This is a genomic window from Celeribacter sp., assembly GCF_048270365.1.
In the GTDB taxonomy this organism is placed as follows: Bacteria; Pseudomonadota; Alphaproteobacteria; order Rhodobacterales; family Rhodobacteraceae; genus Celeribacter.
Genome location: NZ_JBLWTA010000001.1, coordinates 305,486 through 331,792, shown reverse-complemented (window position 1 = coordinate 331,792; position 26,307 = coordinate 305,486). Strand labels below are relative to the sequence as shown.

29 protein-coding genes and 3 pseudogenes are annotated in these 26,307 nt (G+C 61.3%); 8 read left to right on the top strand and 24 right to left on the bottom strand.

The genetic code is table 11. The features are described 5' to 3' along the window. Window positions 1-18 precede the first annotated feature (18 nt). From ACN0X0_RS01630 to ACN0X0_RS01600, 7 genes are all read right to left on the bottom strand, one after another. Window positions 19-717 carry an ABC transporter ATP-binding protein gene (locus tag ACN0X0_RS01630; protein WP_417277741.1) on the bottom strand — a complete coding sequence of 233 codons (699 nt, stop codon included), beginning with the start codon at window positions 715-717 and terminating at the stop codon, window positions 19-21. Further along, window positions 710-1,435 carry an ABC transporter ATP-binding protein gene (locus tag ACN0X0_RS01625; protein WP_417277740.1) on the bottom strand — a complete coding sequence of 242 codons (726 nt, stop codon included), beginning with the start codon at window positions 1,433-1,435 and terminating at the stop codon, window positions 710-712. The genes ACN0X0_RS01630 and ACN0X0_RS01625 overlap by 8 nt, the downstream gene beginning before the upstream one ends. Then, window positions 1,432-2,436, bottom strand: a complete 1,005-nt coding sequence (locus ACN0X0_RS01620) for a branched-chain amino acid ABC transporter permease (RefSeq protein ID WP_417277739.1) — start codon at window positions 2,434-2,436, stop codon at window positions 1,432-1,434. The genes ACN0X0_RS01625 and ACN0X0_RS01620 overlap by 4 nt, the downstream gene beginning before the upstream one ends. Beyond that, window positions 2,436-3,389, bottom strand: a complete 954-nt coding sequence (locus ACN0X0_RS01615; protein ID WP_417277738.1) for a branched-chain amino acid ABC transporter permease — start codon at window positions 3,387-3,389, stop codon at window positions 2,436-2,438. Before ACN0X0_RS01615 ends, ACN0X0_RS01620 begins: the two co-directional genes overlap by 1 nt. A gap of 86 nt (window positions 3,390-3,475) precedes the next feature. Continuing rightward, complete coding sequence (locus ACN0X0_RS01610) at window positions 3,476-4,738, bottom strand: ABC transporter substrate-binding protein (protein WP_417277737.1); 1,263 nt, start codon at window positions 4,736-4,738, stop codon at window positions 3,476-3,478. Window positions 4,739-4,768: 30 nt separating this feature from the next. After that, window positions 4,769-6,373, bottom strand: a complete 1,605-nt coding sequence (locus ACN0X0_RS01605; RefSeq protein ID WP_417277736.1) for a GMC family oxidoreductase — start codon at window positions 6,371-6,373, stop codon at window positions 4,769-4,771. A gap of 10 nt (window positions 6,374-6,383) precedes the next feature. Further along, entirely contained in the window at window positions 6,384-7,790 is a 1,407-nt protein-coding gene (locus ACN0X0_RS01600) for an aldehyde dehydrogenase family protein (RefSeq protein WP_417277735.1), read from the bottom strand. A gap of 169 nt (window positions 7,791-7,959) precedes the next feature. On the opposite strand from ACN0X0_RS01600, the gene ACN0X0_RS01595 reads away from it, so the two are divergent. After that, a complete protein-coding gene (locus ACN0X0_RS01595) occupies window positions 7,960-8,916 on the top strand; it encodes a helix-turn-helix domain-containing protein (protein ID WP_417277734.1) in 957 nt (318 codons plus the stop codon). Between the two features lie 65 nt (window positions 8,917-8,981). Here ACN0X0_RS01595 and hpaD (ACN0X0_RS01590) read toward each other — a convergent pair whose 3' ends face one another. From hpaD (ACN0X0_RS01590) to ACN0X0_RS01540, 11 genes are all read right to left on the bottom strand, one after another. Further along, a complete protein-coding gene (gene hpaD, locus ACN0X0_RS01590) occupies window positions 8,982-9,839 on the bottom strand; it encodes a 3,4-dihydroxyphenylacetate 2,3-dioxygenase (protein WP_417277733.1) in 858 nt (285 codons plus the stop codon). A 113-nt stretch (window positions 9,840-9,952) separates the two neighbouring features. Next, window positions 9,953-11,266 (bottom strand): TRAP transporter large permease, encoded by a 1,314-nt coding sequence (locus ACN0X0_RS01585; RefSeq protein ID WP_417277732.1) that lies wholly within the window; start codon window positions 11,264-11,266, stop codon window positions 9,953-9,955. A gap of 1 nt (window position 11,267) precedes the next feature. Beyond that, entirely contained in the window at window positions 11,268-11,768 is a 501-nt protein-coding gene (locus ACN0X0_RS01580; protein ID WP_417277731.1) for a TRAP transporter small permease, read from the bottom strand. Further along, a complete protein-coding gene (locus ACN0X0_RS01575) occupies window positions 11,765-12,787 on the bottom strand; it encodes a TRAP transporter substrate-binding protein (RefSeq protein ID WP_417277730.1) in 1,023 nt (340 codons plus the stop codon). The genes ACN0X0_RS01580 and ACN0X0_RS01575 overlap by 4 nt, the downstream gene beginning before the upstream one ends. A 167-nt stretch (window positions 12,788-12,954) precedes the next feature. After that, window positions 12,955-13,716: an aldolase/citrate lyase family protein gene (locus ACN0X0_RS01570; protein ID WP_417277729.1), complete on the bottom strand. Its 762-nt coding sequence runs from the start codon at window positions 13,714-13,716 to the stop codon at window positions 12,955-12,957. An 11-nt stretch (window positions 13,717-13,727) separates the two neighbouring features. After that, window positions 13,728-14,528, bottom strand: coding sequence for a 2-oxo-hept-4-ene-1,7-dioate hydratase (gene hpaH / locus ACN0X0_RS01565; protein WP_417277728.1), 801 nt, complete (start codon window positions 14,526-14,528; stop codon window positions 13,728-13,730). Beyond that, window positions 14,528-15,403, bottom strand: coding sequence for a fumarylacetoacetate hydrolase family protein (locus ACN0X0_RS01560; RefSeq protein WP_417277727.1), 876 nt, complete (start codon window positions 15,401-15,403; stop codon window positions 14,528-14,530). Before ACN0X0_RS01560 ends, hpaH begins: the two co-directional genes overlap by 1 nt. A 12-nt stretch (window positions 15,404-15,415) precedes the next feature. Next, window positions 15,416-16,864, bottom strand: coding sequence for an NAD-dependent succinate-semialdehyde dehydrogenase (locus ACN0X0_RS01555; protein ID WP_417277726.1), 1,449 nt, complete (start codon window positions 16,862-16,864; stop codon window positions 15,416-15,418). A 76-nt stretch (window positions 16,865-16,940) separates the two neighbouring features. Further along, a complete protein-coding gene (hpaD, locus tag ACN0X0_RS01550; protein WP_417277725.1) occupies window positions 16,941-17,921 on the bottom strand; it encodes a 3,4-dihydroxyphenylacetate 2,3-dioxygenase in 981 nt (326 codons plus the stop codon). Between the two features lie 84 nt (window positions 17,922-18,005). After that, window positions 18,006-19,517 carry a 5-carboxymethyl-2-hydroxymuconate semialdehyde dehydrogenase gene (hpaE, locus tag ACN0X0_RS01545; RefSeq protein ID WP_417277724.1) on the bottom strand — a complete coding sequence of 504 codons (1,512 nt, stop codon included), beginning with the start codon at window positions 19,515-19,517 and terminating at the stop codon, window positions 18,006-18,008. Window positions 19,518-19,527: 10 nt separating this feature from the next. Next, window positions 19,528-19,917, bottom strand: coding sequence for a 5-carboxymethyl-2-hydroxymuconate Delta-isomerase (locus ACN0X0_RS01540; protein WP_226550618.1), 390 nt, complete (start codon window positions 19,915-19,917; stop codon window positions 19,528-19,530). Between the two features lie 104 nt (window positions 19,918-20,021). Between ACN0X0_RS01540 and hpaR the strand changes: the two genes are divergently transcribed. Continuing rightward, window positions 20,022-20,492: a homoprotocatechuate degradation operon regulator HpaR gene (gene hpaR, locus ACN0X0_RS01535; protein WP_417277723.1), complete on the top strand. Its 471-nt coding sequence runs from the start codon at window positions 20,022-20,024 to the stop codon at window positions 20,490-20,492. A 108-nt stretch (window positions 20,493-20,600) separates the two neighbouring features. Here the strand turns inward: hpaR and ACN0X0_RS01530 are convergent, their stop codons facing one another. From ACN0X0_RS01530 to ACN0X0_RS01520, 3 genes and pseudogenes are all read right to left on the bottom strand, one after another. Beyond that, the gene (locus tag ACN0X0_RS01530) at window positions 20,601-20,726 is read right to left on the bottom strand and encodes a hypothetical protein (protein ID WP_417263151.1); all 126 of its coding nucleotides are present in this window, start codon (window positions 20,724-20,726) and stop codon (window positions 20,601-20,603) included. Window positions 20,727-20,730: 4 nt separating this feature from the next. Next, window positions 20,731-21,189 carry a hypothetical protein gene (locus ACN0X0_RS01525; protein WP_417277722.1) on the bottom strand — a complete coding sequence of 153 codons (459 nt, stop codon included), beginning with the start codon at window positions 21,187-21,189 and terminating at the stop codon, window positions 20,731-20,733. A 74-nt stretch (window positions 21,190-21,263) separates the two neighbouring features. Next, window positions 21,264-21,410 (bottom strand): annotated as a pseudogene (locus tag ACN0X0_RS01520) (IS481 family transposase); the annotation flags it as partial. Between ACN0X0_RS01520 and ACN0X0_RS01515 the strand changes: the two are divergent. Beyond that, window positions 21,383-22,242, top strand: a pseudogene (locus ACN0X0_RS01515) (IS3 family transposase); the annotation flags it as partial. The pseudogenes ACN0X0_RS01520 and ACN0X0_RS01515 sit on opposite strands and share 28 nt — an antisense overlap. A gap of 97 nt (window positions 22,243-22,339) precedes the next feature. Beyond that, window positions 22,340-22,639 (top strand): annotated as a pseudogene (locus ACN0X0_RS01510) (IS110 family transposase); the annotation flags it as partial. Window positions 22,640-22,724: 85 nt separating this feature from the next. Here ACN0X0_RS01510 and ACN0X0_RS01505 read toward each other — a convergent pair. After that, window positions 22,725-22,922 (bottom strand): hypothetical protein, encoded by a 198-nt coding sequence (locus tag ACN0X0_RS01505; protein ID WP_417277721.1) that lies wholly within the window; start codon window positions 22,920-22,922, stop codon window positions 22,725-22,727. Here ACN0X0_RS01505 and ACN0X0_RS01500 point away from each other — a divergent pair. The 3 genes from ACN0X0_RS01500 to ACN0X0_RS01490 are packed head-to-tail and all read left to right on the top strand — an operon-like array spanning window position 22,848 to window position 24,555. Beyond that, the gene (locus ACN0X0_RS01500) at window positions 22,848-23,180 is read left to right on the top strand and encodes a class II aldolase/adducin family protein (RefSeq protein WP_417277877.1); all 333 of its coding nucleotides are present in this window, start codon (window positions 22,848-22,850) and stop codon (window positions 23,178-23,180) included. The genes ACN0X0_RS01505 and ACN0X0_RS01500 overlap by 75 nt on opposite strands. Beyond that, window positions 23,131-23,532: a class II aldolase/adducin family protein gene (locus ACN0X0_RS01495; protein ID WP_417277876.1), complete on the top strand. Its 402-nt coding sequence runs from the start codon at window positions 23,131-23,133 to the stop codon at window positions 23,530-23,532. Before ACN0X0_RS01500 ends, ACN0X0_RS01495 begins: the two co-directional genes overlap by 50 nt. A 15-nt stretch (window positions 23,533-23,547) precedes the next feature. Continuing rightward, window positions 23,548-24,555, top strand: coding sequence for a zinc-dependent alcohol dehydrogenase family protein (locus ACN0X0_RS01490; RefSeq protein ID WP_417277720.1), 1,008 nt, complete (start codon window positions 23,548-23,550; stop codon window positions 24,553-24,555). A gap of 39 nt (window positions 24,556-24,594) precedes the next feature. On the opposite strand, the gene ACN0X0_RS01485 is transcribed toward ACN0X0_RS01490, so the two are convergent. After that, window positions 24,595-24,990, bottom strand: coding sequence for an NAD(P)-dependent oxidoreductase (locus tag ACN0X0_RS01485; RefSeq protein WP_417277719.1), 396 nt, complete (start codon window positions 24,988-24,990; stop codon window positions 24,595-24,597). Between ACN0X0_RS01485 and ACN0X0_RS01480 the strand changes: the two genes are divergently transcribed. Continuing rightward, window positions 24,989-25,384 (top strand): hypothetical protein, encoded by a 396-nt coding sequence (locus ACN0X0_RS01480; RefSeq protein ID WP_417277718.1) that lies wholly within the window; start codon window positions 24,989-24,991, stop codon window positions 25,382-25,384. The two genes, ACN0X0_RS01485 and ACN0X0_RS01480, sit on opposite strands and share 2 nt — an antisense overlap. A gap of 129 nt (window positions 25,385-25,513) precedes the next feature. Here the strand turns inward: ACN0X0_RS01480 and ACN0X0_RS01475 are convergent, their stop codons facing one another. Beyond that, complete coding sequence (locus tag ACN0X0_RS01475; RefSeq protein WP_417277717.1) at window positions 25,514-26,239, bottom strand: SURF1 family protein; 726 nt, start codon at window positions 26,237-26,239, stop codon at window positions 25,514-25,516. Window positions 26,240-26,307 lie beyond the last annotated feature (68 nt).

Here is a 26,307-nt window from a genome sequence, read left to right as displayed (position 1 = left end):
TATGTGGGTGAGGGGGCTTTAGAAATAGGCTTCGGTGATCAACTCACGGTTCTCGGCAATCGCTTCCGCCGTACTCGCGAGACGCACCTGACCTTTGCGCAGCACAACAATGTCAGAGGCCAGTTGCAGCGCCACTTCGACGAATTGCTCCACGAGCAAAACACCGACGCCCGAGGCCGCGAGTTCTGACACCACGCCGACCAGACGTTTGACGATCAGGGGCGCCAGCCCCAGCGACATCTCATCGATCAACACGTAGCGGGGCCGCGCCATGAGGGCGTGACCGATGGCGAGCATCTGTTGCTGGCCGCCCGACATGGTGCCCGCGATCTGGCGTTTGCGTTCGGCCAACTCGGGGAAGAGCGCATAGACGCGGTCGAGCGCGTCCTTGGTTTCCGCCAGAGACAAAAGCGAGGCGGCGGCGCGCAGGTTGTCATCGACGGAGAGTTTCGAGAGCACCTGATGCCCCTCCGGCACGGCGGCGACACCGGCGGCGCGGATGAGGTTCGGGGCCTGCCCGGTGATCGGCGTTCCATCGGCGCTAATCTCGCCGCCCGTGACGGGCAAAAGCCCGGCGATGCCCAGCACCAGCTCCGATTTTCCCGCACCGTTCGCGCCCAAAAGCGCGGTCACCTTGCCGGGTTCGACAGTGAGCGAGACGTCTTTCAACACCGCAATGCCGTCTTTTTCGATGGTCACACCAGAAAGCTCAAGCATGCTCTTCCTCCACTTCGATGCCGAGATAGGCCGCCTGAACCGCCGGATCGCGCAGCACCTCCGAGGTCGGGCCAAAGGCCACGCGTTTGCCGAAATCCAACACCAGCGTCTCGGCGCAAATGCGTTCGATCAACTCGACGTCATGGTCGATCACAAGGACTTTCGCGCCGGTCAGATCGTGAATGCCGAGGATCAGATCGCCCAGACGTTCGGTCTCTTCGGGCGTCAGGCCGCCTGCGGGTTCGTCGAACATGATCATCTTCGGGTGGCCGATGACACAGCGGGCGACATCGGTGAGACGGCGTTCGAAAGTGTTGAGATCGCGGCCCATTTTACCCAAAATCCCGGTCACACCGGCAAACTCTGCCGCGCGTTCCAGATCGGCGCGTTTGTCCGCGCGTGACCCACGCAGGTGATCGGTGATCGCCATCAGGTTCTCGCGCACGGTCAGGTCATTGGCGATCTGTTCCTTTTGGAACGACCGGCGCAGACCCCATTGCACGCGTTTGTGCGGCGCGAGTTTGACCAGATCGGTGCCCTCGACAATCACATGACCGTTGTGGGCGTCCAGAAAACCGGAGATCACATTCATCGTCGTCGTCTTGCCCGCGCCATTCGGCCCGATGAGGCCCGAGACATTGGCGGAGAACTCGGCGCCGATGTGATCGAGCGCCACGACGCCGCCGAAGCGCACGGTGAGATTTTCAATGGAAATCATGCCTTGGCTCCTTTTTCCTCGGATTTGGTCTCGGCGGTTTTGCCACCGGGGATCAGCGCACGGATAGCGCCGTTGATCTGACCGGCCAAACCATCGGGCGCAGTCATCACGGCGTGCAGCAGGGCCGCGCCAAAGATCACCAGCGACAGATCGGCATCGACGCCCCAGTTGTTCAACAGCCCCGGCACAACGCGGAACAGCACGGCGGCAATCACCGCCCCGTACCAGAACCGCGCACCGCCGACGATGACGAGGGCAAAGAGCATGACGCTTTCGCTGGCGCGGAAGGTGGCGGAATCCAAGAGACCGAGGCTTCCGGCCAAGAGACCGCCGCCCAGCCCCGCGAGCAGGCCCGAGAGCCCAAAGGCCCATGTTTTATAGAGCGTGACATTGACGCCAGAGGCCAGAGCGGCAGCTTCGGATTTCCGGATGAGCGCCCAGGCGCGGCCCGGGGCCATGCGGCGGTGCAGCTCGATCAGCACGAAACCAATGACCAGCCAAACCATCGTGTAGCGCAGATAGGCGGCGTCGCTTTGGGCCACGACAGGCCGACGCATGTCGGCGGAAAAGGTCGTGCCAACGCCCCAGAAGCCCGCCGCGCCATTCGGGAATTGCTTGGCGGTGAAGACGATGTCGAGACCGGCGGCAAACATCAGGGTGATGAGTGCCAGATAGAGCCCCCGCATCCGAAGCGCGGGAAGCGCGATGAGATTGCCCAGAAACATCGTGACCGCGCCCGCGACCATCAGATTGATCTCAAACGGAAAGCTGAAGGCGTGGTTGAGGCGCAGCGTGACCCAGCCGCCGACGCCCATGAGACCGACCTGCACGAGGCTGACCATGCCGAGGCGGGTGTAGAGAAACCCGGCACCTGCGGCGGCCATGGCAAAGGTGGTGGTGGAGGTGAAAATTTTGACCCATTGCCCGCCTGCGAATGCCGGCAGCACAAGGATCAGCGCAAGGCCAAAGACGGCCCAGATCGTATTGGTGGTCGAACGCATCAATCGTCTCCCGCGAAGGTCAGGCGGCGGCCCCGGTTCATCGCCAAAAGGACGAGCGCCGCGATCACGAAGGGCGCGATGGGGCGCACCTGTTTGAACGTGTCGGAAAAGGTGAGAAGGCTTTCGATCACCCCAATGGTCAAACCGCCCATGAGCACATCGGGCAGGCTTTGCAGACGGCCACAGATCGCGGCGGCGATGCTGGGGATGACCATGAAAGTGATGACGGAGGGCTCAAGCCGCACCAGATCGCCGAACATCAGCCCGGTGAAGCCGAACAACAGACCGGAAAGGCCCCAGGCCATGGTCTCGACCTTGAGGATCGGGATGCCAATGAGGGACGAGATCGACCGGTTGTTGGCCAGCGCGCGCATCTGAAGACCGACGCGGGTGACGTTGAGCGAGACGGTGATGCCGATCACCAAAAGCACGGCGGCGGCCACGACAATTAGGCGGGTGACGGTGACGCGCAGACCGCCAATCATCACGGCCATGCTGTCGGTCGGCAGCGAAAATTTGCGCGGCTCATCGGGGAAGAGAAAGGCCACAATGCCAAGGATCGCGATGGCATAGCCCAGCGAGGCGACGGCTTTGACCACGGGTTCACGCCACGCCATTTGCGGGGCAATGACGCGCCCATAGAACAGCGCCAAAGCGACACCAATCGCGAGACCCAAAGCCCAAGCGAGAGGCCCGAAAAGGCCCCATTGCGCGAATTGCCAAGCGGCCATGACCGAGGCCATGCCAATGGCGCCCGCCGAAAGATTCAACACGCCAGTGGCGCGGTAAAGCACCACAAGCCCGATGCCGCCAAGCGCATAAAGCGAGCCGACGGCGAGGCCTGAAACGATGAACATTCCCTGAACCATGACGGGTTTCCCCGACCCGAGCCAAAGCGCAGTTCCTGCGCAGACTGCGAGATACAGCGCAGCCGTCCGTAGCACTTGCCACATGATCTTTCCCTTTCAATAGGTTGCCGCGCCCCCTGTTTCGGAGGCCGTGAAGACGTCAGGGGACGCGGCGGGTCTGCGTTGGGAGGTCAGCGCAGGCCGAGCGCCGCTTCCTGTTCGAAGATCGGCGCGAAATACGGGCTGTCGTATTCGAAACAGTCACGCACGGTTTCAAAACCGCCGTCTTTGACGACCACCATGGTGCCCGCGTGGTTCGGCATGTGACGGTCGGCCTCGCCCACGTAGAAGGGGCCACAGACCAGATCGCTCTCATAGCCGTTGATCGCGGTGATCGCCTCGGTCACTTTCGCACGGTCATCGAGATCGGCGGGGTCCATGCCCAAAAGCGTGTCGACAAAGATCTTGGCCGAGAGGAATCCCGCTTGGCTAAAGCTGTCGCGCGGGTCTTTGGCGTCACCGTAGGCGTCCATGACGGCGAGCCAATTGGTGGCATCCTCGCCGCCCTTGTCCCACGGCGTCATCTCGGCGCTGACATAGAGTTTGCCATCCCAATAGTCGCCCAGAGCGCCCGGCACATCGCGATCGTAGAGCGGCGTGGAGGAGGCCCATTGGTAGGCGTCGCCCAGACCTTGCTCTTCGGCGGCTTTGAGCACGGCGATGCCGAGACCGGCGGGCAGGTTGACGATGATCGTGTCGGCGCCGGAGGCAATCGCTTCCAAGAGGCCGGAGTTCACGTCCGGCGAGGCCGGATTGAGGTAGACGCCGGTGCCCGAGAGGCCTTTCGATTCCATGTATTCCACGGCCGCGCCACAGGACCACGGACCGGAGTTCGGGATGGTGAGCGCGATACAAGACACGTTCTGCGCGCCTTTTTCCTCGACCATATACATCGCCGCGCCGATGGAGGACGGAAGCGGGCCTTGGTTCGTGGAGACGATGTTCGAGCTTTCGAAACATTCAGACGCGGCACAGGCCGAGGCCATGGTCATCACGTTTTGCTCTTTGTAAAAGCCTGAGTTCACAGACATTTCCACGAAGGAGCCGTTGCCCACCAGAGCGACGACATCTTCGTCGACCACCAGTTTGGAGGCGGCTTGCGAGGCCAGTTCCGGGTTCCACTGGTCGTTTTCCACGAGGTATTCAATCGGACGACCGTTGATGCCGCCATTGGCGTTCACACAGTCGAAATAGGCGCCCGCCGCCGTGGTCGAGGACGAAAAATCGCCCGGCGCCGCGTTGCCGTGGATGCCGCCGACTTTGATCGGTGTGCCGGTGGCGGCCTCGCCCGTGTTGGCGCCACAGCTCGGGGCCGCGAAGGCTGCGCCTGCGACAAAGATCAGGCCCATCGCGGTGCCTGTGATCTTGCCTGTGGTCTTGAGTGTCTTGATCATTGTTTTTCCTCCCTAAAATTCGTTGCGGTCTTAGGCGACCGCAACACTCTCTTTGCCGGTGATGAAACGCGAACAACGTTCCGCGATCATGATCACCGGCGCATTGGTGTTGCCGGACACAAGCGTCGGCATCACGGACGCATCCGCCACACGAAGCCCCTCCAGACCCCGCACGCGCAGCTCGTTGTCGACGACCGACATCTTGTCGCTTTCCACACCCATTTTGGCGGTGCCGCTGGGGTGGAAGACGGTTTTGCAGGTCTGGCGCACGTAGTTGCGCAGCGCGTCCATGTCGTTTTCCAGCCCCTCTTCGGGGAGGGCCCGACGTTTGATGAATTTCTGCATCGCAGGCGCGTTCATGATGTCGATGGCCTTGAGCACACCGCGGGTCAGCACCTCGAGATCGTCCGTGTCGCGGAAGGATGCGGCGTCGAAGAGCGCCTTGTCTTTCGGGTTCGAGGAGCGCAGACGCACGGAGCCGCGCGATTTCGGGCGCAGGAAACAGGGCGCGATCTGGAAGCCATGCGCCTCGATCGGCGCGCGGTCGACCCAGCCCGCCATGAAGGGGATGCAGTGGAATTGCACATCGGGCTGGCCCGCGCCCGACACATCGGCGAACCCGCCGCATTCCACCACGTTGGAGGCCACGAGCCCGGTGTTGGTCAGAAGATACCGCAGCATGTGACGCACGGCTTTGAGGCCTTTGTCTTCGCGGTAGAGCGAGATCGGCTCATAGGTTTCGCCTTGCACGGTGCTTTCCATGTGGTCCTGATAGTTCGAACCGACACCCGGCAGATCGGCCACGACCTCGATCCCGTGCTCGCGCAGATGCTCGGCGGGCCCGACTCCCGAAAGCTGCATCAAACGCGGGGTCTCGATGGCGCCCGCGCAGAGGATGATCTCGCCCTTCGCGGTCATTTTGCGCCCGTCTTCCAACGCGACGCCCACGGCGCGTTTGCCGTCGAACAGGATCTTGCCGACGCGGGTCTGCGTCATGATCGTCAGGTTCTTGCGCTTTTCCGCCTTGCGCAGAAAGGCCTGCGCGGAGGACCAGCGGCGGCCATTGTGGGTGGTGGACTGGTAAAAGCCCACGCCCTCTTGCTCGGCGCCGTTGAAGTCGGGGTTGTAGGGCAGGCCGACCTCTTGGCCCGCGCGGATGAAGGCACGCGACAGCGGGTGTTTGTGCGGCGCCTCGGAGACGCGCAATTCGCCGTCCGTGCCGTGGAACCCGTCGGAGAAGACCATGTTGTTCTCGACATCGCGAAACGCCGGAAGCACGTCCTCATAGGACCAGCCCTTGTTGCCGAGCTGCGCCCATTGGTTGTAGTCGTTGGCATGGCCGCGGATGTAGATCATCGCGTTTACCGACGAGCCGCCGCCGATGACGTGGCCCTGAAGCACCACGGATTCGCGGCCGTTCACGCCCTCGTCGCGTTCGCCCACATAAGGCACGATGTCGCGGCCTTTTTCGATGACTTTGAAGAAGGTCGAGGGGATGTGGATGTAGGGGTGGCTGTCGCGGTGGCCGCTCTCGATCAGAAGGACGCGTTTGCTGCTGTCTTCCGAGAGGCGGGAGGCCATGACACAGCCCGAAGACCCACCGCCGACGACGATGTAATCAAATTCCTGAGACATGTTTTTTCCCTTAGATATGAAGGACCTGGATCTCGGTGTTCTCGAAGAGGCCTTCTTCGCCGAACTCCCGACCGATCCCGGACATTTTGGCACCACCGAAGGGCGCAACCGGGTTGAGACCACCGTGGCTGTTGATCCACGCTGTCCCGCATTCGAGCCGCAGCGCCAGTGCCTTGGCTTTCTCGATGTCTTTCGACCAGATCGAACCGCCGAGACCGTTTTCGCTGGCGTTGGCGGCTTTGATCGCCTCTTCAACGTCGGTGAAACGGATGATCGGCAGGGCGGGGCCGAATTGTTCTTCGTGAATGAGCGGCGCGTCATCCGGCAGATCGGAGATCAGCGTGATCGGGAAGAACAGGCCTTCGTCCGGGGCGCCGCCCAACAGGACGTTGCCGCTTTGGACCGCATCGGCGACCAACTCGCTGACCTTGTCGAATTGCATCTTGTTGGCGACCGGGCCCAAAACGCTGGCCTCATCGAGGCCGTTGCCCATTTTCACCGTGCGCGCATAGGCGACAAGCGCGTCGCAGACGGCGTCGTGGATGTCGTCATGCACATAAAGGCGTTTCATCGCGGCACAGGTCTGGCCGTTGTTGATGAAAGCGCCCCAGAACAGCTTTTCGGCGATCTCTTCGGGGTCGCAATCCGGCAGGACGATGCCCGCGTCATTGCCGCCGAGTTCGAGCGTCAGACGTTTCATCGTGTCGGCGGCGGATTTCATCACCCGCGCGCCGGTGGCGCAGGAGCCGGTGAAGACGATCTTGCCAATGTCCGGGTGGGAGGACATGGCGGCGCCGATGTTGTCCAGCGTGTCGTCAGAGGTCACCACGTTCAGCACCCCCGCCGGAAGCGTCGCGGCCATGGCGGCGACGACCTGAAGCGTGGAGAGCGGCGTGAAGGGGGAGGGTTTGATCACCACGGTGTTGCCCGCGCGCAGCGCCGGCACGATGTGCCAGATCGCGATCATCACCGGCCAGTTCCACGGCGTGATGGAGCCGACAACACCGATGGCTTTGCGGTGCAGCTCGACGCGGCCTTCGTTACTGTCCTGAAGCACTTTCACCGGCAGCTCGAGGCTTGCGGTGTGGCCAGTCCAAGCCATCGCACCACCCAGTTCAAAGCGCGAGCCTGTGCCGTTCAAGGGCTTGCCCTGTTCGAGCGTCAGCGTGTGGGCGATCTCGTCAGAATTGGCCTCGATCGCTTTCACAAGCGCGGCACAACGCGCCTGACGTTCCGCATCCGGCAGCGCGGACCAAGCCGGAAAAGCGGCTTTCGCGGCGGCGACGGCACGGTTCAGATCGTCCACAGTCGCATTGGGCGCGCGGCCGACCAATTCACCCGTCGCAGGGTTAAATACATCAAAGGTTTTGGAACCGAGGACGCTTTGTCCGTCGATGGTCATGCCGAGTTCCAGCATAGTCTCTCCTCCCATATTTCGCTTGTTACAATGCTGCGACAGGGGCGGTCGGTCTTGGACTCTGGCGACATCAAACCTTGCGGGGGGCGACAACCCTGTGTCGCATTGACGTTTTAATTAACTTGTAAATTAAGCGGACCCGCGGCATTCTCAGTCCATGTTGCCCCCTGTGAAATATCCCGAAACCTCGGTCGACGCCTTTGTCGCGGATCTGCGCTCTGTCTGCGGGCAGTTCGACGTGCGCCCGGGCAAGGAGCGCGTCCAGATGCGCGGTGGTGCTTTGCTGGAAAACCGGGCGGGCATCGAGATGGCGCGCATGGCGATGGACGTGCAACAGGTTGTACGTACACAGAAATCTGTGAAACAGGAAAACGGCGAGCACTATTTTCTGATCGTTCAGGAAGAGGGCAAGGCGTTGATGAGTCAGGCCGATGTCTCGGTGATGATGTCGCCGGGGGATATGGTGCTGATCGACAGCGCGGCGCCCTCGGAGTTTACGTTTTTTGGCCATTTCAACCGGCAATTGTCGCTGCACCTGCCGCGCGCCGAACTGCATTCGCGATTCGGCTATGATCTGTTGCGGGGCGGGCTAAGCCTGCCGCGACACGATCCGACGAATATGGCGCTTTATGGCGTTTTGGCGAAGGTGTTCAGCACGGCAGAGGCCAATAATTCGACCAATCACTACCTGCGTGAGGCGGTGATGGGGCTGTTGGGCGCCATGCTGCACGAACGCTCGGGGCGCGAAGATTTTTCGGGGATCGACTCGGATCTCGGAAGTTCGCATGCGCTCACCGCGGCGCAGGCCTATATCGACACGCATTACCGCAATCCCGAGATGTCGGTGCAACATATGGCCGACGATCTGTGCATGTCCGTGCGGCAAATTCAGCGCGGCTTTGCCTCCATCGGCACGACGCCGACGAAATATCTCATGCTCAAACGGCTGGAACACACCCGGCGCGGTCTTGAAGATCGCAAGGCCGGGCGGCGCGACGATCTGATTGCCTCGATCGCCTATGAGGCGGGGTTTTCGGACCTGTCCTATTTCAACCGTTGTTTCCGCCAGGCCTTTGGCCAGACGCCGAAAGAGTTTTTGAAACTGGACGTGGTGCAGCTGTCCTGAACTTAAGCTCTTCACACAAAAACGCCCCGGCAAAACCGGGGCGCTTTTCATGATGTGATCCCGGATCAGAGCGGGAAGAAGACGTTGACCTGACCGGTGCCCGAAGAGGGGAAGTAATCGGTGACGACCTCGGCCTTGCCTTTGTACTGATCCCAACCGAGCGCGCCGTAGAGCATGATGGTGTCATGCATGTCGCCTTCGCCATCGCAATATTTCGCGTAGTCGGGCAGCATTTCGAGGAAGAGCTCATGCTCGCCGTTCTGCCAAAGTTCAAGCACGCGACGGTCGACCACTTCGTTGAATTTCGACGAGATGGTGAAGGTGCCGTTGTTCTCCGCATAGATGTCGTTCGGCCAGATCTGGTGGCTGAGCGAGCCGGAGGCGATGAGCGCGACCTTGCTGTCGGATTTCTTGATGGCTTCGGCAATCGAGGCGCCCAAACGACGGGATTGGGCGAGCGAGTGCACGGTGCACATGGCGGCGACGGAGACGACCTTGAGGGCCTCGTCGTGGTCCATGTTCATGTAGCGCATCGGCACCAGCGTGCCGTATTCGAGATCGAGGCTGTCGACCTGATGGCTCAGCGTGTAGACATCATTGGCGCGCGCGGTTTCGGCGATCAGATCGCCCAAAGCGGCGTTGCCGTCGTAGGCGTAGGGCATGTCCTTGATGAATTGCGGGAATTCATGCGAGGTGAACATGCCTTCGAAATGGTGGTTGGCGTTGATGTGATAGGCGGCGTTGACGAGCCAATGCGTGTCGAGCACGACAAAGGTGTCGGCGCCGGCTTCGCGCGCACGGCGGCCCAATTCGCGGTGCCCGTCGATTGCGGATTGGCGCACACCTTTCAGCGGACCGTCCAGTTCGGACATGACCATTGTCGGCACGTGGGTGACCTTGGCGGCCATTACGATTTCACCCATGGTATCCTCCCAATATTGGTGAACATGTTAAGTGTATGGATTGAACGCCCTCCCGAAAACCTTGATCCACATCAAGTTGGATATGTTTTTCGGAAGGGAAAGTCGTTTTGACGTCAGTAAGCGACCAGCCAGAGCGAGATCGCCGGGAAGGCAATCAGGATCAGAAGGCGCAGGATGTCGGCGATCCAGAAGGGCAGGATGCCTTTGAAGATCGTTTTGAGCGACAGGTCCGGCAGCGTCGCCTTGAGCACGAAGACGTTCATGCCCACGGGCGGCGTGATCAGCGAGACTTCGGTGACCACGACCACGATGATGCCAAACCAGATCAGCGCGTATTCCGGGTCGTAGAGAATATCGAGACCGAAATCGAGCTGATACATCAGCGGATAGAAAATCGGCACAGTCAGCAGGATCATCGACAGGCTTTCCAGCACCGTGCCGAGGATCAGGTAGATCACGATGATCATCGTCATGACGACCCAGGCGTTGACATCAAGACCCTCGACGAAAGAGGCCAACTCATCCGGCAAACCGGCGAGGTTGATGTAGTTCGAAAACACCTCGGCGCCGATGATGACGAGAAAGATCATCGAGGTGCTGATCGCGGTTTCCATCAGCGATTGCCAGACCTCGGCGAATTTGGCGTGGCCGGTGACGACCACCATCAAAAGCGCCATGCCCGCGCCCATGCCCGCCGCCTCGATGGGGGTGAAGAACCCGCCATAGATGCCGATCATGATGAAGGCAAAGAGCGCGACGGAGAGGATCACACCATAGAGGCCTTCGACCGGGTGGTCATCCAGATCATAGTCCTTCGGCGCCAGTTTCGGGTTGACCAGAACGGCGGCCCAGACGGCCAGAACATAGCCCAAAAGGCCCAAAAGACCGGGGATGATGCCCGCGAGGAACAAAAGCCCGATGTCGCTTTCCGTGAGGATGCCGTAGATGATCAGGATCACCGAAGGCGGAATGAGAATGCCGAGCGTGCCACCTGCGGCGATGGCACCGGCAGAGAGGCTGTCGGAATAGCCGAAGCGACGCAGCGACGGCATGGCGACCTTCGACATGGTCGCGGCGGTCGCAAGAGACGACCCGGAGACCGCAGAGAACCCGCCACAGGACAGCACAGCCGCCATAGCCAACCCGCCCGGCAGACGCCGCACAAGGCGTTGGGTGGCGGAGAAGAGGCCGGAGGCCACGCCCGAATGGGCCAAGAGGTTGCCCATGAAAATGAACAGCGGGATCACCGACAAGGAATAGGAAAACACCGTGTCAAATGCGGTGGTCGAGAGCATGGTCAAGGCCACCGGCACGCCGCGCAAAAGCGCGAAGCCAACGGTGCCGACCACGATCATGGCAATGGCGATCGGCACGCGGAACACCGCGAGCCCCAGCAAGATGATGGTGGCGATCAACGGTTCGAGCATGTCAGACCTCCTGACGCAGATGTTCGGGAATGAGTGCGACCATGCCACTGAGCAGATAGGTCAGCGCCGCAAGCGCCGCCACGGGCCAGACGGGCAGGGCGAGATCGTTGGTCCGCGCGCCTTCTTCCATCAGGCCAAGCCCATGCGAGGCGACGGTCCAGCTCAGAATGAAAAACACCACGGCCATCGTCGTGCCGCCAAAGCGCCCGGCGAGACGCTGGGTGTTGGAGGACCAGACCTGGCTCAAAAGATCGACCTCCACATGCGCGCCTTTGAGCGTGGTCAGGGGCAGGGCGGTCAGCACCAGATCGGCCAAAAGGATTTGCGTCATTTCGAACGCGCCGGGCAGCGGGCGGTCAAAGACATAGCGCCCGACCACATCCACGACCGTCACCGCCACCATCATCAGGATGAGGGCGGCGGCGAAGGCCGGAAGCACGCGTTCCACGAAGAAACGAAGCCCCCTGAGGGGCTTCGAATTGAGGGCGTCGAGAGAGCTCATTGTGCAGGCTTTGCGGTCTGCATGGCGGCCAAAGCGGCGGCGCCGTCAAAGCCTTGTTCGGTCACGGCCGCGACCCAGGCCTCTTCGAGCGGGCTGGCCACGGCCTGAATTTGCGCCAAAACGGCCTCATCCGCCGGGTAGACATTGATGCCCGCCTTGCTGGTGGCGTCATAGCCGGTCGCGTCCGCTTCGTCCCAGGCGTTGCCCGCCAGTTCAGAGAAGGCCGCGCCAGAGACGGTCATGATCGCCTCCTGGTCTTCGGCGGAGATGCTGTCCCATTTGCCCTCGTTCATCACGAGGAACCAGGAGGTGTTGTAGAGCCCGCCGGGGACCGTCATCACATCGGTGATGTGCTTGTCGAGTTTGAAGGCGCGCACGGAGTCCATCGCCATGCAAAGCCCGTCGATCACGCCACGGGTCAGTTTTTCGTAAACTTCGCCGGAGGACATGAACAGCGTGGTGGCGCCGACGCCGTTCATCAGATCGGCCGGGTAACCGCCCGGTGTACGGACCTTGAAGCCGCCGAAATCGTCAGGCGCCGCGAAGTTGCGATCCTTGGACAAAAGCACGCCCGGACCATGGGTGAAGAGGCCCAGAACATGGGTGCCCTCGTGTTCACCGGCGGCGTCGAGGTCCTGGGTGTAGACGTTCCAGAAATTCGTCGAGGTGGTCACCGCGTCATCGCCCAGGAAAGAAAACTGACCGACGCGCGAACGCAGGAAGCGGTCGTCGCTGGTGAAGCTGTGCAACCCGTAGGTGATGTCGGCGACGCCGTCGCGGGCCATGTCGAAATGCGCAGGCGGGGCACCCAGCGGCTTGGCCAGCACGCGGACGGTGACGCGGCCTTCGGTCACCTCTTCGACTTGCTCGGCCCAGGGCTTGATCGCGCCCACGACCAACGGGTGGCGCGGCGGCAGCCAGCTTGAGAGCACAAGCTCGGTTTCCGCGAACGCGGGCATGGCACTCAAAGTGGCGGCGAGAGCGGTCCCGGCAAGAAAGGCACGTTTGGTGATATTCATTCTGATCCTCCCAGATGTGAAGTCATGGGATCGGCGCAGTTTTGGTGTTTCGCGGCCTCCGGAGCATCGAAACACAGGCCTCTCCCAGATAGTTTATCAAGTATTAAGTTAACATGTTAATCTTGTGGCGAGCAAGCATCGCCCGCCACAGATCGTTCACAGTGACGTCAGGAAAACTTGGCTTTCAGCCCCAAAAGGCCCGCCCGAAGCACGCCGACATCGGAGCCAACGGCGAGGAATTCGACGCCGAGCTCGCGGTAGGATTGCGCAAGTGCTTGATCGGACGTCAAAATGCCCGCTGCCTTGCCTGCCGCCTTGATGCGTTTGAGGGTGTCGACCACCACGGCCTGAACCTCGGGTGCGGCAGGTTGTCCCAGATAGCCCATATCGGCGGCCAGATCGGCGGGGCCGACAAAGACGCCATTGACGCCCTCGACGCCGAGAATCGCATCAAGCGCCTCGACCCCCGCCATGCTCTCGACCTGAACGAGGACGCAGACCTCGTCATTGGCGGTTTGCAGGTAATCGGGGATGCCGTTGTATTCGGAGGCACGCGCCAAAGCCGCGCCGACGCCGCGCACGCCCAAGGGCGGGTATTTCATCGAACGGACGACTTCGGCGGCCTGGTCGCCGCTTTCGATCATCGGCACGAGCAGGGTCTGCGCACCAATATCGAGCATCTGTTTGATCTCGGCACGGTTGTCGTCGCGGGTGCGCACGACCACTTGGCTTTTGTCGCCTGCACCGCGCAATTGTGCGAGCACATCGCGCAAACCGTTTGGCCCGTGTTCGCCGTCGATCAGGAGCCAGTCAAAGCCGGTTCCCGCCGCCAGTTCGGTCACGGAGGTATCGCCAAAGCCCAGCCAGAGGCCGATTTGAACGTCACCCGCCTTGAGGCGGGATTTGAAGGTGTTTTTTGAAGCAGGCATGTGGTCCTCCCTTATTCGAAATTGACGGACACGCTGCCGAAGGGGCCGTAATCGGCCTCGATCTTGGTCCCTGAGGGACATTCGATCGGCGCGATGAAAGACCCCGCAAGCACAACCTGACCCGCCTCGATGCGCTGGCCGTATTGGCCCATGCGCTCGGACAGCCAGACGATGCCCATCACCGGATCATTGAGCACAGCCGCGCCCAGACCGGTCGAGACAACCTCGTCGTTCTTGGTCAGAATGGCCCCGACCCAGCGCAGATCGAAGGCCTCGGGCGCGTGCTTTTGCGGCCCCAAGACGATGCCTCCGTTGGCGGCATTGTCCGACACGGTGTCAAAGATGACGCGCGTCTTGCCGGTTTCCGGGTCGGCGCGCAGGATGCGGGTGTCGAGGATCTCGATGGCAGGCGCCACGAAATCGGTGGCGGCCAAAACGTCCTCGCGCGTGACCTTGCCCTCAAGCGGGGCTTTCATCACGAAAGCGATCTCGGCCTCGATGCGCGGCTGGATGAAACGGTCGGCGGGCACGGTGCAGCCGTCCGCAAAATCCATATCGTCATAGATCACACCGCTGTCGGGGGTGGAAATCCCCAGAGCATCCTGCATGACCTTCGAGGTCAGGCCGATTTTCCAGCCGATGATCTCGCGGCCCTGCGCCAGTTTCTGCGCCATCTGCGCAGATTGGATCGCATAGGCGTCGTCCAGCGTGATCTCCGGGTGTTTCAGCGACAAAAGCCCGATCTGTTCGCGCGTTTCCTCGGCGGAAAGCAGCGCCGTTGCGGCGGCGTCGATGTCGGATTGGGCGAGCATCACTCGTCCTCCACACCGTTGCGCAGGATGCCGATGCCTTCGGCTTCGACCTCGACCACATCGCCCGGCTTGAGCCAGATCGGCGGATCAAAACGCGCGCCTGCGCCCGTCGGTGTGCCACAGACGATGACGTCGCCCGGCACCAGCGTGCAGTAGGTGGAGACGTAATTCACGATGTAGCGGAAGTCGTACATCATGTTCTTGGTTCGGTCGTTCTGGCGCACTTCGCCGTTCACGCGGGTGGTCAGTTCGATGTCGTCCAACTGATCGGCGGAGCGGAAGGGCACAAGCCACGGACCGATGGAGCCGGTGCTGTCCCAGTTCTTGCCCTGGGTCACGTTGAACTTCGCGTGGCGGACCCAATCGCGGATCGTGCCTTCGTTACAAAGCGTCAGCGCGGCGATGTGGTCATAGGCGTCTTCGCGGGCAATGCGGCGACCGCCTTTGCCGATCACGATGGTGACTTCGCCTTCGTAATCGAGCTGTTCGCTTTCCGGCGGGCGCACCATGTTGCCGTTGTGGCCGGTGAAGGAGCGCGGGAAACGGATGAACATCGACGGGTAGGATTTCGCGTCCGTGGTGCCGTCTTTGTATTCGGCGTTGCGATCCGGGAAGTTCACGCCGATACAGATCAGCTTTTCCGGTTTCGCGATCGGGATGAGGTAGGTGACATCCTCTTCGCGGTAGGTCGGTGCGCGGCCTTCGGAGGCTTTGAGCACCTCTTCGAGCGCACCGGCCTCGACCACGTTTTGCAGCGTGGCGAAACGGCTGCCGTATTCGGGCGTCATGTCGATGATGCCGGCGTCAGTGACCACGCCGTAGCGGTCGGCGCCATTGGCGTGAAAGGCGGCAATGCGGGCTGGAATGGGTTTCATAGGGCGTCCTCCTCAGACGATCCCGCCGAAGCAGAGATATTTGATTTCAACGAATTCCTCGATGCCGTATTTGGAGCCTTCGCGGCCCAGACCCGAGGATTTGATCCCGCCGAAGGGGGCTTCGGCAGTAGAGATGAGACCGGTGTTGATGCCGACCATGCCGTATTCGAGCTGTTCGCCGACCTTCCAGGCCCGCGCGAGATCGCGGGTGTAGAAATAGGAGGCGAGGCCGAATTCGGTGTCGTTGGACATCGCCACGACATCGGCATCCGTGTCGAATTTGAACAGAGGCGCGACAGGGCCAAAGGTTTCTTCGGTCGCGACCGCCATGTCTTGGGTCACGCCCTTGATCACGGTTGGCTCAAAGAACAACCCGCCCAATGCGTGCGGCTTGCCGCCCTGAATGACGGTGGCGCCTTTGCCGGTGGCGTCGGTGATATGTTCCTGCACCTTGGCGATGGCGTTGTCGTCAATCAGCGGGCCGAACACGGTGTCCGCGTCCATGCCGTCGCCGACTTTGAGGGTCGAAAGGCGCTTGCCGAGTTTCTCGGCAAACTCGTCATAGACGGCGGACTGCACATAGATGCGGTTGGCGCAGACGCAGGTCTGGCCGTTGTTGCGGAATTTGGAAATGATCGCGCCTTCGACCGCCGCGTCGAGATCGGCGTCTTCGAAGACAATAAACGGCGCGTTGCCGCCCAGTTCGAGCGCGAGTTTCTTCACGGTCGGCGCGCATTGACGCATCAGTTCTACACCCACTTCGGTCGAGCCGGTGAAGGTCAGCTTGCGCACCACGTCCGAGCTGGTCATCACGCCGCCGATCTCACGCGCAGAGCCGGTGAGCACGGAGAAGAGCCCAGACGGTAGGCCCGCACGTTCGGCGAGAACCGCTAGAGCGATGGCGGAGAACGGCGTTTGACCGGCGGGTTTCAACACGATGGAACAGCCCGCGGCCAGTGCCGGGCCCGCCTTGCGGGTGATCATCGCGTTGGGGAAGTTCCACGGCGTGATCGCGGCGACAACGCCGATCGGTTGTTTGATGACCACGATGCGTTTGTCCGGCGCGTGGCCCGGAATGACGTCGCCGTAAACTCGGCGGGCTTCTTCGGCGAACCATTCGATGAAGGAGGCGCCGTAAAGGATTTCGCCCTTGGCCTCAGACAGAGGTTTGCCCTGTTCAAGGGTCAGGATTTCCGCCAGATCGTCGGCGTTTTCCACCATCAGATCGTACCAGCGGCGCAGCACGGTGGCGCGCTCTTTCGCGGTCTTCTCTGCCCAGTCCTTTTGTGCCGTCTCCGCGGCGGCAATGGCGGCTTCGGTCTCTTTCGCGCCCAGACGCGGCACGCGACCGATCACCTCGCCCGTGGCCGGATTGGTCACTTTGATCCCGTCGTCGCCAGCGGCGATCCACTCGGCGCCCACAAGGGCGGCCTCTTTCATCAGTGTCGGGTCTTTGAGCATGGGGATGTCCTCGAAAACAGGTCTTTTAGAGTGAGGGACAGGCACGGAGGCGCCTGTCCCGGAGATGTGATGTCGCTTACGGAGCGATGATCGGGGAGGCCGCGAGCGTGCTTTCCTGCGGCGCGATGCCTTTGAAAGTGGAGCCATGCTCAAACCAGCTGCGCGGTGCGGGCGCGCCCCAAAGCGTCTGACGCTGCGGGTCCTTGAGGTCCCATTTGATCGCTTCGAGATCCGGGTCGACGGTCTGGTAGTCGGAGCAATAGATCTCGATCCGGTGACCATCGGGGTCCAGAATGTAGAGGAAGAAGGCGTTGGAGATGCCGTGACGGCCCGGACCGCGCTCGATGTTGGTGACGTAACCGGTGGTGGCCATCAGGTCGCACAGATCGATGATGTTCAAAGGCGTCGGCACCCAGAATGCGGTGTGGTGCAGGCGCGGGCCCAGACCGTTGGTGAAGGCGATGTCATGCACGCCGCCCTTGCGGTGGGTCCATGCGGCCCAGAGCTTGCCGCTCTCTTCGTCCTCGGTGTACTCGGTGACGCGGAAGCCAAGCTCGTTGTAGAAGGCAACGCTTTCGTCCACGGAGGGCGAGTAGCAGTTGAAGTGGTCGATGCGCAGGGGCTTCACGCCTTTGTAGAGCTCGTATTTCTGGTGGATCGGCGAGAGGCGGTCCATTTTGAAATAGAATTCAATCGGCATGCCGTAGTTGTCGACGGTCGCCAAAGTGCGGCCCTGATAGGGACGCTCGACCCATTCGGTGGCGTGGCCTTTGGATTTGAACCACGCTTCGGCCTTGTCCAGTTCTTCTTCGGAGAAGACCTTGAAGGACAGGGATTTCACTTCGCTGACGTCGGATTTCTGCAGCACCATGCAGTGGTGGCCACGCTCTTCGAGGGCGCGCAGATAGACGGTGTCGGCATCCTCATCGGTGACCTGAAGGCCAAGGATGTCGACGTAGAATTTACGCGACGCGGCAACGTCTTTGACGCCGAACACAACGTGGCTCAGGCGGATGATGTTGAACGGCGGATAGAGATTTGGGGCCGGGATGGGCATGTCTCTCACTCTCTTCTTTTGTGCGATTGGTGTTTTGTGGGGGAGGCAGCGCCAAGCCACCTCCCCATGTTTGGTTTCGGCGCGTCAGCCGCCGAGTTTCGGCACCTTGTGGTACTGACGCGGGAAGGACACGTTGACGGTCTCCATGTAGAAGTCGAACGACCAGTCGCCACCGTCGCGGCCGATGCCGGAGGCTTTGACTCCACCGAACGGCGAGGGCAGGTGACGGATGTTTTCCGAGTTCACCCACATCATGCCGGCTTCGAGGTTGTCGGTCATGTACATGGCGCGGTTCAGGTCGTTGGTCCACAGGTAGGCGGCCAGACCGTATTCCACATCATTGGCCAATTTGAGCGCGTCGTCGTCATCCTTGAACGGGATGGCGGTCAGCACCGGGCCAAAGATCTCTTCCTGCGCGATGTCCATGTCGTTGGTCGCGTTGGTGAAGAGCGTCGGGCGCACGAAACAGCCCTCTTCGCCCACCTTCTCACCACCGGCAGCAATGGTCGCACCGGAGGCTTTGGCTTTCTCGAAGTAGGACAGAACCTTGGTCTCATGTTCCGGGTGGATCAGCGGGCCGACCACGGTTTCCGGGTCGAGCGGGTGACCGACCTTGATGCGGCTGGCGACATCGGCGAGCTTGTTGGTGAACTCTTCGTAGATGCTTTCCTGCACGAGCACGCGCGAGGACGAGGTGCAACGCTCACCGTTCAAGGAATAGATCATGAAGGCGGCGGCATCGACCGCGCGTTCCATGTCGGCGTCGTCGAACACGATGACCGGGTTTTTGCCACCCAGCTCAAGGTGGAAGCGCTTCAGCGTGTCGGCGCCCTGTTTCATGATCATCGAGCCGGTGCGGCTTTCGCCCACAAAGGCCACCGCTTTGATGTCCTTGTGCTCGGTCAGGGCTTTACCTGCGTCTTCGCCAAAGCCGTTGACGAGGTTCAGAACACCTTTCGGCAGACCGGCCTCTTCGGCGATCTCAACGAGAAGTTTCGCGGTCATCGGCGAGAATTCGGCGGGCTTGTGCACGACGGTACAACCGGCGGCCAGAGCGGGCGCGATTTTCCAGGTCGACAGCATGAAGGGCGTGTTCCAGGGCGTGATCACGCCGATCGGACCGATCGGGCGACGCGAGGTCACGTTCATCTGGTTCGGGTTGCGCAGCGCCAGACCGTCTTCGGCGGTGGGCGCCTGATCCGCGAAAAAGCGGAAGTTGGCGGCGCCACGGATCGCGGCCTTGGACATGAAACGCAGCGCCTGGCCGGTGTCCATGCATTCGGTGAAAGCGATTTCTTCGGCGCGGGCCTCGATGCCTTCGGCGACTTTGATCAGGATGGCGCGGCGCTCTTTGCCCGGCATTTTGGACCAGGTTTTGAAGGCTTCTTTTGCGCTCGCGACGGCGGCGTCAATGTCGCTTTCATCGCCCTTGGCCACAGATGCAAGCACCTTGCCATCAACCGGCGAGGTGGTCTCGAAGACCTTGCCGGATTTGGCGGGCACACTTTCGCCGCCGATGTGGTTCAGAACGCCGGTTTCGGCGAATTTGGCCATATAGGCCTTGGCTTTGGATAGGTTCTCTTCGAGAGCGCTCATCGTCTTTCCTTCAGCTTTTGCCCGACAGGCGGGCGTGAATGGGGGTGTCTTTCCAGCTCAGCTCCGGGTTGATTTCCCGGATCTCGAGCGAGAGGGCGAAATGAGGGGTGGAGAGCGGGCCTTTGAGCGCCTCTTGCACAGCGGCAAAGATCATGTCGCCTGCGTCTTTGAGCGCTTCGGTCGACCGGCCTGCGCCCACCGACAGGGTCAGCGCGGCAAAGTCGTTCTCCGGCAAAGCGTCGCCTACGATGGCCACATCGGCCTTGTGGGCGCGGACGCGAATCCCGGCTTTTGGAAAAATTCCGGCGGTGAGCATGGCCTCATAGGCTTTTTCACAAACGCCTTTAATATCAGCACGCGCCTCAAGGCCCGCCGAATATTCAATCGCTAGATGCGGCACGATTCTCTCTCCCTTACTTGTTGCTTAACATGTTAAATGTAATTCTGCTTGTCAACCCGCCCACAATCTCCGATGGGAAAAGATAACAGGGAGAATAGAGACCGATGGCGCCAAATACGCATTCTGAAACGCATAAAGACGGGTTTGGACTGGCGCGCACGCACCGCACGTTGCCGATTGCGCTGTTGCGCGCCCGCGAAGTTGTGATGGAGCGCTTCCGCCCCATGCTGGCCGCCAATGACGTCACCGAACAGCAATGGCGCGTCATGCGGGTGCTCGAAGAGGCGGGGGAGACGGACGCCAGTTTCTTGGCGAACAAGGCCTGTATCCTCGCGCCGTCGCTCACCCGGATCATGCGCACGTTGGAGGCGCGTGGCTTTCTTCAGGCGCATCGCGATGAGGCGGACGGGCGGCGGATGCTGGTCGGGCTGACCGAGGAAGGACGCTGTTTCATCCGCGAGTTGGCGCCGCAAAGCGCGCAGATTTATGCGGAAATCGAAGACAAAATTGGTGCCCAGAACATCGAGAAGCTGCTGGATCAGATCGAGCATCTTCTGCAGGCGCTCGAGCCCTGAGTGAGGCCGGTTTCACGTTACCCCTATGCTTTAAGTGTTTTTCTTAACGCATTGTTTTGGAATGATTAGGTTGATGATGGTGCGGAATCAAAATAGGTCCGCACCCGCTCAGTGTCGCGGAACCAGATGTACATCGCTCAGAAACCCGTCCTCATCGCCCAAAGCATCGGCGAAGCTCGGCGTGGCGACGGCCTGTCTCATCGCCTCCAGACTGTCGAAATGCAGCTCGGACATGCCATCAAGATCCCAAGGCCCGCGGGCATGCGAAATGCCGAATTGCTCTTTGTCCACGATGCGGTTCTGCCAAGAGTTGCGCAGGCCTGGCATCTTCGCCGCGAGCGATCCGCATCCGCCCCGCGCGGGCTGTGCCATAGACGTCGTCGCGGGTGTTGCCGATGGGCGAAAGAAAACTCGCCACCAGATAACCATGGCCGTAATGCAGCTCGACCACATCCATCCCGGCAGCATTGGCGCGCCGCGCGGTGTCGACATGTTGCTGACGGATTTTGGCGATCTCCTCGATGCTGAGTTCCTCCGGCGTGCTCCATTCGGAACTCGCGGAGATGGCACTGGGGCCCACACGACGCCAGTCGATACTGGCGGCGTCAATCTCGGCTGGAGTCATGGCTTGGTCGCCACGCCAGAGCGGCTGCGAAAAGGCTTTGCGCCCGGAATGCGCGAGATGCACGCCCATCATGCCGTCATCTGGATCAGCACAAAGGGGATCACGCCGCGATTGGTTCTCCCCACTGACGTGGTCCACCGTAATATTTAGCTGTTCAGTCCCGGCATCTGGCGGATCGGATTTAGGTTGAATCGCTCTGGCTCTGATGTCCAGATTTTGCAGATGTATTCGTATGGCGTGAGGCCGCTGAGCGTTTTGAGACGGCGTGCGACGTTGTAGGCATCCAAGAAGTTGGCAGGTTGAGGTGCTTGTCGGTCAAGGTACAGCGCGTGTGGATGCGATCCGACAGGCTCGCATTACCGAACAGACCTATTACCGCTGGCGCAAGCAATATGGTGGGATGGGATCCGACCAACGGAAGGAGCCCAAACGCCTTCAGAAAGAGAATGAGCGGCTGAGGAAAGTTGTCTCTGATCTGACCTTGGATAAGCTCATCCTCACTGAGGCCGCCCGGGGAGTGAAAGCCGTCATGGAAACGGTCTGGGGGACCGTTTCAGGCTTGAACGGGCGGAGCCCCTGAGCCGCGCCCGTCGCCGAGCTTGCATTGATCATGACCAAACAAAGTTCCGCCTGTCCGAGCGACGCACTTGTCGTGTCCTCGGGCAGCATCGCTCGACACAGAGGAAGGCTCCTCAAGGTCGAGCCGATGAGGATCGGTTGGTCGCAGACATGATCGAACTGACCCGCCAGTACGGCCGCTACGGCTACCGTCGCATCGCGGCCCTGCTGAGAGAAGCAGGCAGGGAGGTGAACGATAAGCGGGTGGAACGGCTATGGCGGTATGAGGGGCTGAATGACGGCTCTTGTGTCCATCTCAGGCCCCGAGCATCGCAACCATGTCTGGAGCTATGCACGTGCCCGTCAGGCGATGCCTGCATCGCTGAGAGGGACTTCGTTCATTGCCGGACGGAGGACGGAAAGGCTTTCCGTACGCTTCACCTTGATGAGCACAGCCGAGAGTGCATGGCCACCAATGTGAAGCGTCGGTTGACCTCGGGAGATATCATTGATGCATTGAGCGACCTGTTCATCCTGCGCGGCATACCGTCGTTCATACGCTCCGAGTTGCCCATTGAAGGCGCCGTTTGATGGTGTGGATGGCCCCATCAAACGGCATCGCAATGTGCCAAGGTGGGTTTTACAGTCACCGAAGGCGTCATCTATGGAACAGCCTATCGCGATCGGCCTTGATCTGGCCAAGAATGCCTTTCAGGGGCATGGCGTCAGCGCGCATGGGACCGTGGTGTGCCGTCGCCAGTTGCGGCGGGCACAGCTTCTGATGTTTTCCTCACGACTGGAGTCTTGTCTGGTTGGCATGGAAGCGTGCGCCGGCGCGCATCATTGAGGGCGGGAGATCGCCGCGTTGGGGCATGAGGTTCGTCTTATGCCGCCAGTGCCGCCAGCTTACGTCAAGCCTGACGTGAAACAGGGCAAGACAGATGCGATCGAGGCGGAAGGCATTCGAGACACATCGAGCGTCTGATCGCCGCAGCTCGGAACGTGCCGGACGCCGCACGAGCGGCCGTGGATCTACTGGCTGAACAGCTTCAGGACACGCAGAACCGGTTCGATGCGGTCACGGCACGGATTGCTGAGAGCCAGGCCGATGATCCGTTGGCACGGCGTTTGGCAACGGTGCCCATGCCGATTTCCTCGCCGCCTGCTACCGTCTGGCGGCGCTCTACAAGTTCACCGATCTGATCTACACCCATATCACCGCCCGCGTGCCGGGAGAGGATGGGCATTTCCTGATCAACCCCTACGGATGGCGGTGGGAGGAGATTACCGCGTCCTCTCTGGTTAAGATCGACGTCGAGGGCAACAAGGTGGACGACAGCCCTTACCGGGTGAATCCGGCGGGGTTTACCATTCATTCTGCGGTCCATATGAACCGCCACGACGCCGCCTGGATCATGCACACGCACACCCCGCGCAGGCGTGGCGGTGTCTTGCATGGAGGAGGGGCTTTTGCCGCTCAACCAGATCTCGCTGCAATTCCATAACCGCATCGGCTACCACGATTTCGAAGGCATCGCGCTCGATCTCGAGGAACGCGAGCGCATCGCCGCCGATATGGGGATGCATCCGGTCCTGATGCTGCGCAACCACGGGCTGATCGCCACGGGGCGAAGTGCGGCTGAGATGTTCAACAACATGTTCTACCTCGAGCGCGCCTGCGAAATTCAGGTGACGGCGACCTCGACCGGCCAGTCGCTGCGTTTGATCGGTGATGAGGTTGCCGGACGGGTGCATGAGCAATACATCCAGATGAATGAGGAAGACGGCGATCTGGAACTGGAATGGCAGGCGCATCTGCGCTCCATCGACGGGATCGGCGCCGACTACCGAAGCTAAATCGAAAGGCAGCCCATGAAACAAATCACGCTCAAAGCCCCCGGCGGGCTCGACAATCTTGTGGTTGAGGACGCGGCGGAGCCCGCGGCACCGGGGCCGGGAGAGATCACCGTGCGGCTGCGCGCCAGCTCGCTCAATTTCCACGATTACCGGGTCTGTGCCATCGAGGGCGCCTTGCCCGACGGGCGCATCCCGATGGCCGATGGTGCGGGCGAGGTGGAGGCCGTGGGCGAAGGCGTGAGCGTGTTTCGTCCCGGCGATGCCGTGGTGTCGTGCTTTTTCCCGGACTGGCAAGAGGGCGATGATCGGCCCTTCGATTTCTCCACCACGCCGGGCGACGGGCGCGACGGTTACGCCCGCGAGCGTGTGACCTTGCCCGCCAATTGGTTCACCCCTGCGCCCAAAGGGTGGACTGCGGCCGAGGCCGCGACGATCACCACCGCCGGGTTGACCGCCTGGCGTGCTTTGGTGGTCGATGCCGGGCTCAAGGCCGGGGATACGTTGGCGGTTCTCGGCACCGGCGGCGTGTCGATCTATGCGCTGCAACTGGCCAAGGCGATGGGGGCGCGGGTGATTGCCACGTCCTCCTCGGATGAGAAGCTCGAACGTCTGCGCGCGTTGGGGGCCGATCACGTCATCAACTACCGCACGACGCCCGAGTGGGGCATGGAGATGCGCCAACTCACAGGCGGGCGCGGGGTCGATATCGTGGTCGAGGTCGGTGGCCCTGCGACGCTCACGCAATCCATCGTGGCCGGGCGTCCCGGCGCGCATATCGCGCTGATTGGTGTGCTGACCGGACGGGCAGGCGAAGTGCCCACGGCGGCGTTGATGGCGCGGCAACAGCGGCTTCAGGGGCTGATCGTCGGCTCGCGCCAGCATCAACTCGATTTCGTCAAGGCGCTCGAGGTGCTAAACATCCGCCCGGTGATCGACCGGACATATCCGCTCTCAGAGCTTGCACAGGCTTTCCGCTATCAGGAAAGCGGCGCGCATTTCGGCAAGATTTGCGCCGAGATGTGAGACTTTGATGCGGCTTTGATGCGGCTTTGATCCTGTGCGTCAATAGCCGCGCGCAGGATCGACGATGCTGTCACAGGTCTCGCCATCTCGCAGCGCGCGGGCACAGGCGATGACTTGCCGCACCAGTTCGTCGGGCAGGGTGTGGCTGGCGAGATGCGGGGTCAGGCGCAGTTTCGGATGCGCCCAGAACGGATGATCGGCGGGCAGGGGGGCTTGCCGAAAGACATCGAGAGAGGCGGCGGACATCTGACTGCTGTCGAGCGCCGCGATCAGATCACCTTCCACCAAATGCTCGCCGCGTCCGATCTGGATCAGCCGCGCGCCGGGCGCGAGGCGGGCGAAAAGATCGGCGTTGAGCGCGCCTTCGGTGGCCTTGGTCAGCGGCAAGAGATTGATCAGATAATCGGCACCGGTCGCGGCCTCCGTCACGGCCATGTCGCCGGAGAAAGAGCGCACCTTTGGCAGGGCGCAGGGCGCGGATCTGGTCGAATCCGCGCTCGTAATGCAGCACCTCATGGGCGGCGAACCCGGCCATTTGATAGGCCTGCTCCGTGTCGCCAATGCGGGCGACCTTTATTTCGGGGCGCAGTTCGGGATGGGCCAGAAGCTGATCGACACCTGCGCCCGCCGCGATCACCAGTTCCAGCGCAGGATACGTGTCAAAGGCCTCGGGCGCCGGTTCCCAACAGAGGGTCAAGTGGATGAGTTCTGGGGCCTCGTCCTCATCTGGTCACAACAGAAGGACGTCATCGGCAAGGGCGACGAAGACCGCGCCATAGGTGGATTTCAGGTCGAAGTCCTGACTGCAATACGCGCCGTAAATATTTGAATTATATGTATTTTCTTGCATTTAAAGTCCCTCCATTTCGGGGCTTTCTAGCAAGGCTTTTGGTTGTACAATAGCGGGCTGTCTGTGAGGAATTTCACAGCGTCCTTACCGGGATGCGGGCCCCCCTGATCACCCGTTGCGGCGTAAATGCAGGCGCAACACAAGGATGTAGCCGATCACCATGACGGCGGCCAAGGCGAACCATGTCAAAGCGTAGCTCAGATGCGAGTTGCGGAAACTCACCACGGTTTTGCCGCCACGCGGCCAGCCGCGCGGGTCGGTCAGGTCTTGGTCGACAAAATAGGGTGCGGCTTGCGTATAACCCTTGGCCTCGGTGATTGAGGCGATGTCGCGGCGATACCAATTGCCGCCTTCGGGGTCGTTGTCGCGGGAGAACAGCCAGCCTTGGTCCTCGGAGAGGCGCAAAAGGCCGGTGAGGGTGGTCTCGCCGGTGATGTGGGTGAAGTCGCCTGCAAGGGCGCGCTCTTGCGGGACGACGCCGCGGTTGACCATCACGATGGTGCCGTCTGCGCGTTGCAAAGGGGTCAGGACCCAATAGCCGGGGCCGAAATCCGAAGGTGTGTAGATCAGAACTTCGTCGTCATTGAGAAAACTGCCGGTCAAGGTGACGCGGGCGTATTCGTCTTTCTCCGCCGTGATTGCGGTCCACGCGTCGGGGCCGGGGGCCGGGACGGGATCAGCGGCCAGACGTGTGTCGACCCGTTCGATCAGGTCGAGTTTCCACGACAGGCGTTTGACCTGCCAGATGCCGAGGCTGGTGAAACCGGCCAGTCCAATGGCGGCGATCAGGGTGGCGACGATCAGTTTGGCGGAGAAGAAACGGGCAGGGCGCATATCGGTGTCCTTGATGGCAAACCGGGGCCACGTGGGCCCCGGCGTTTGGTGTACTCTGAGAGGAGAGA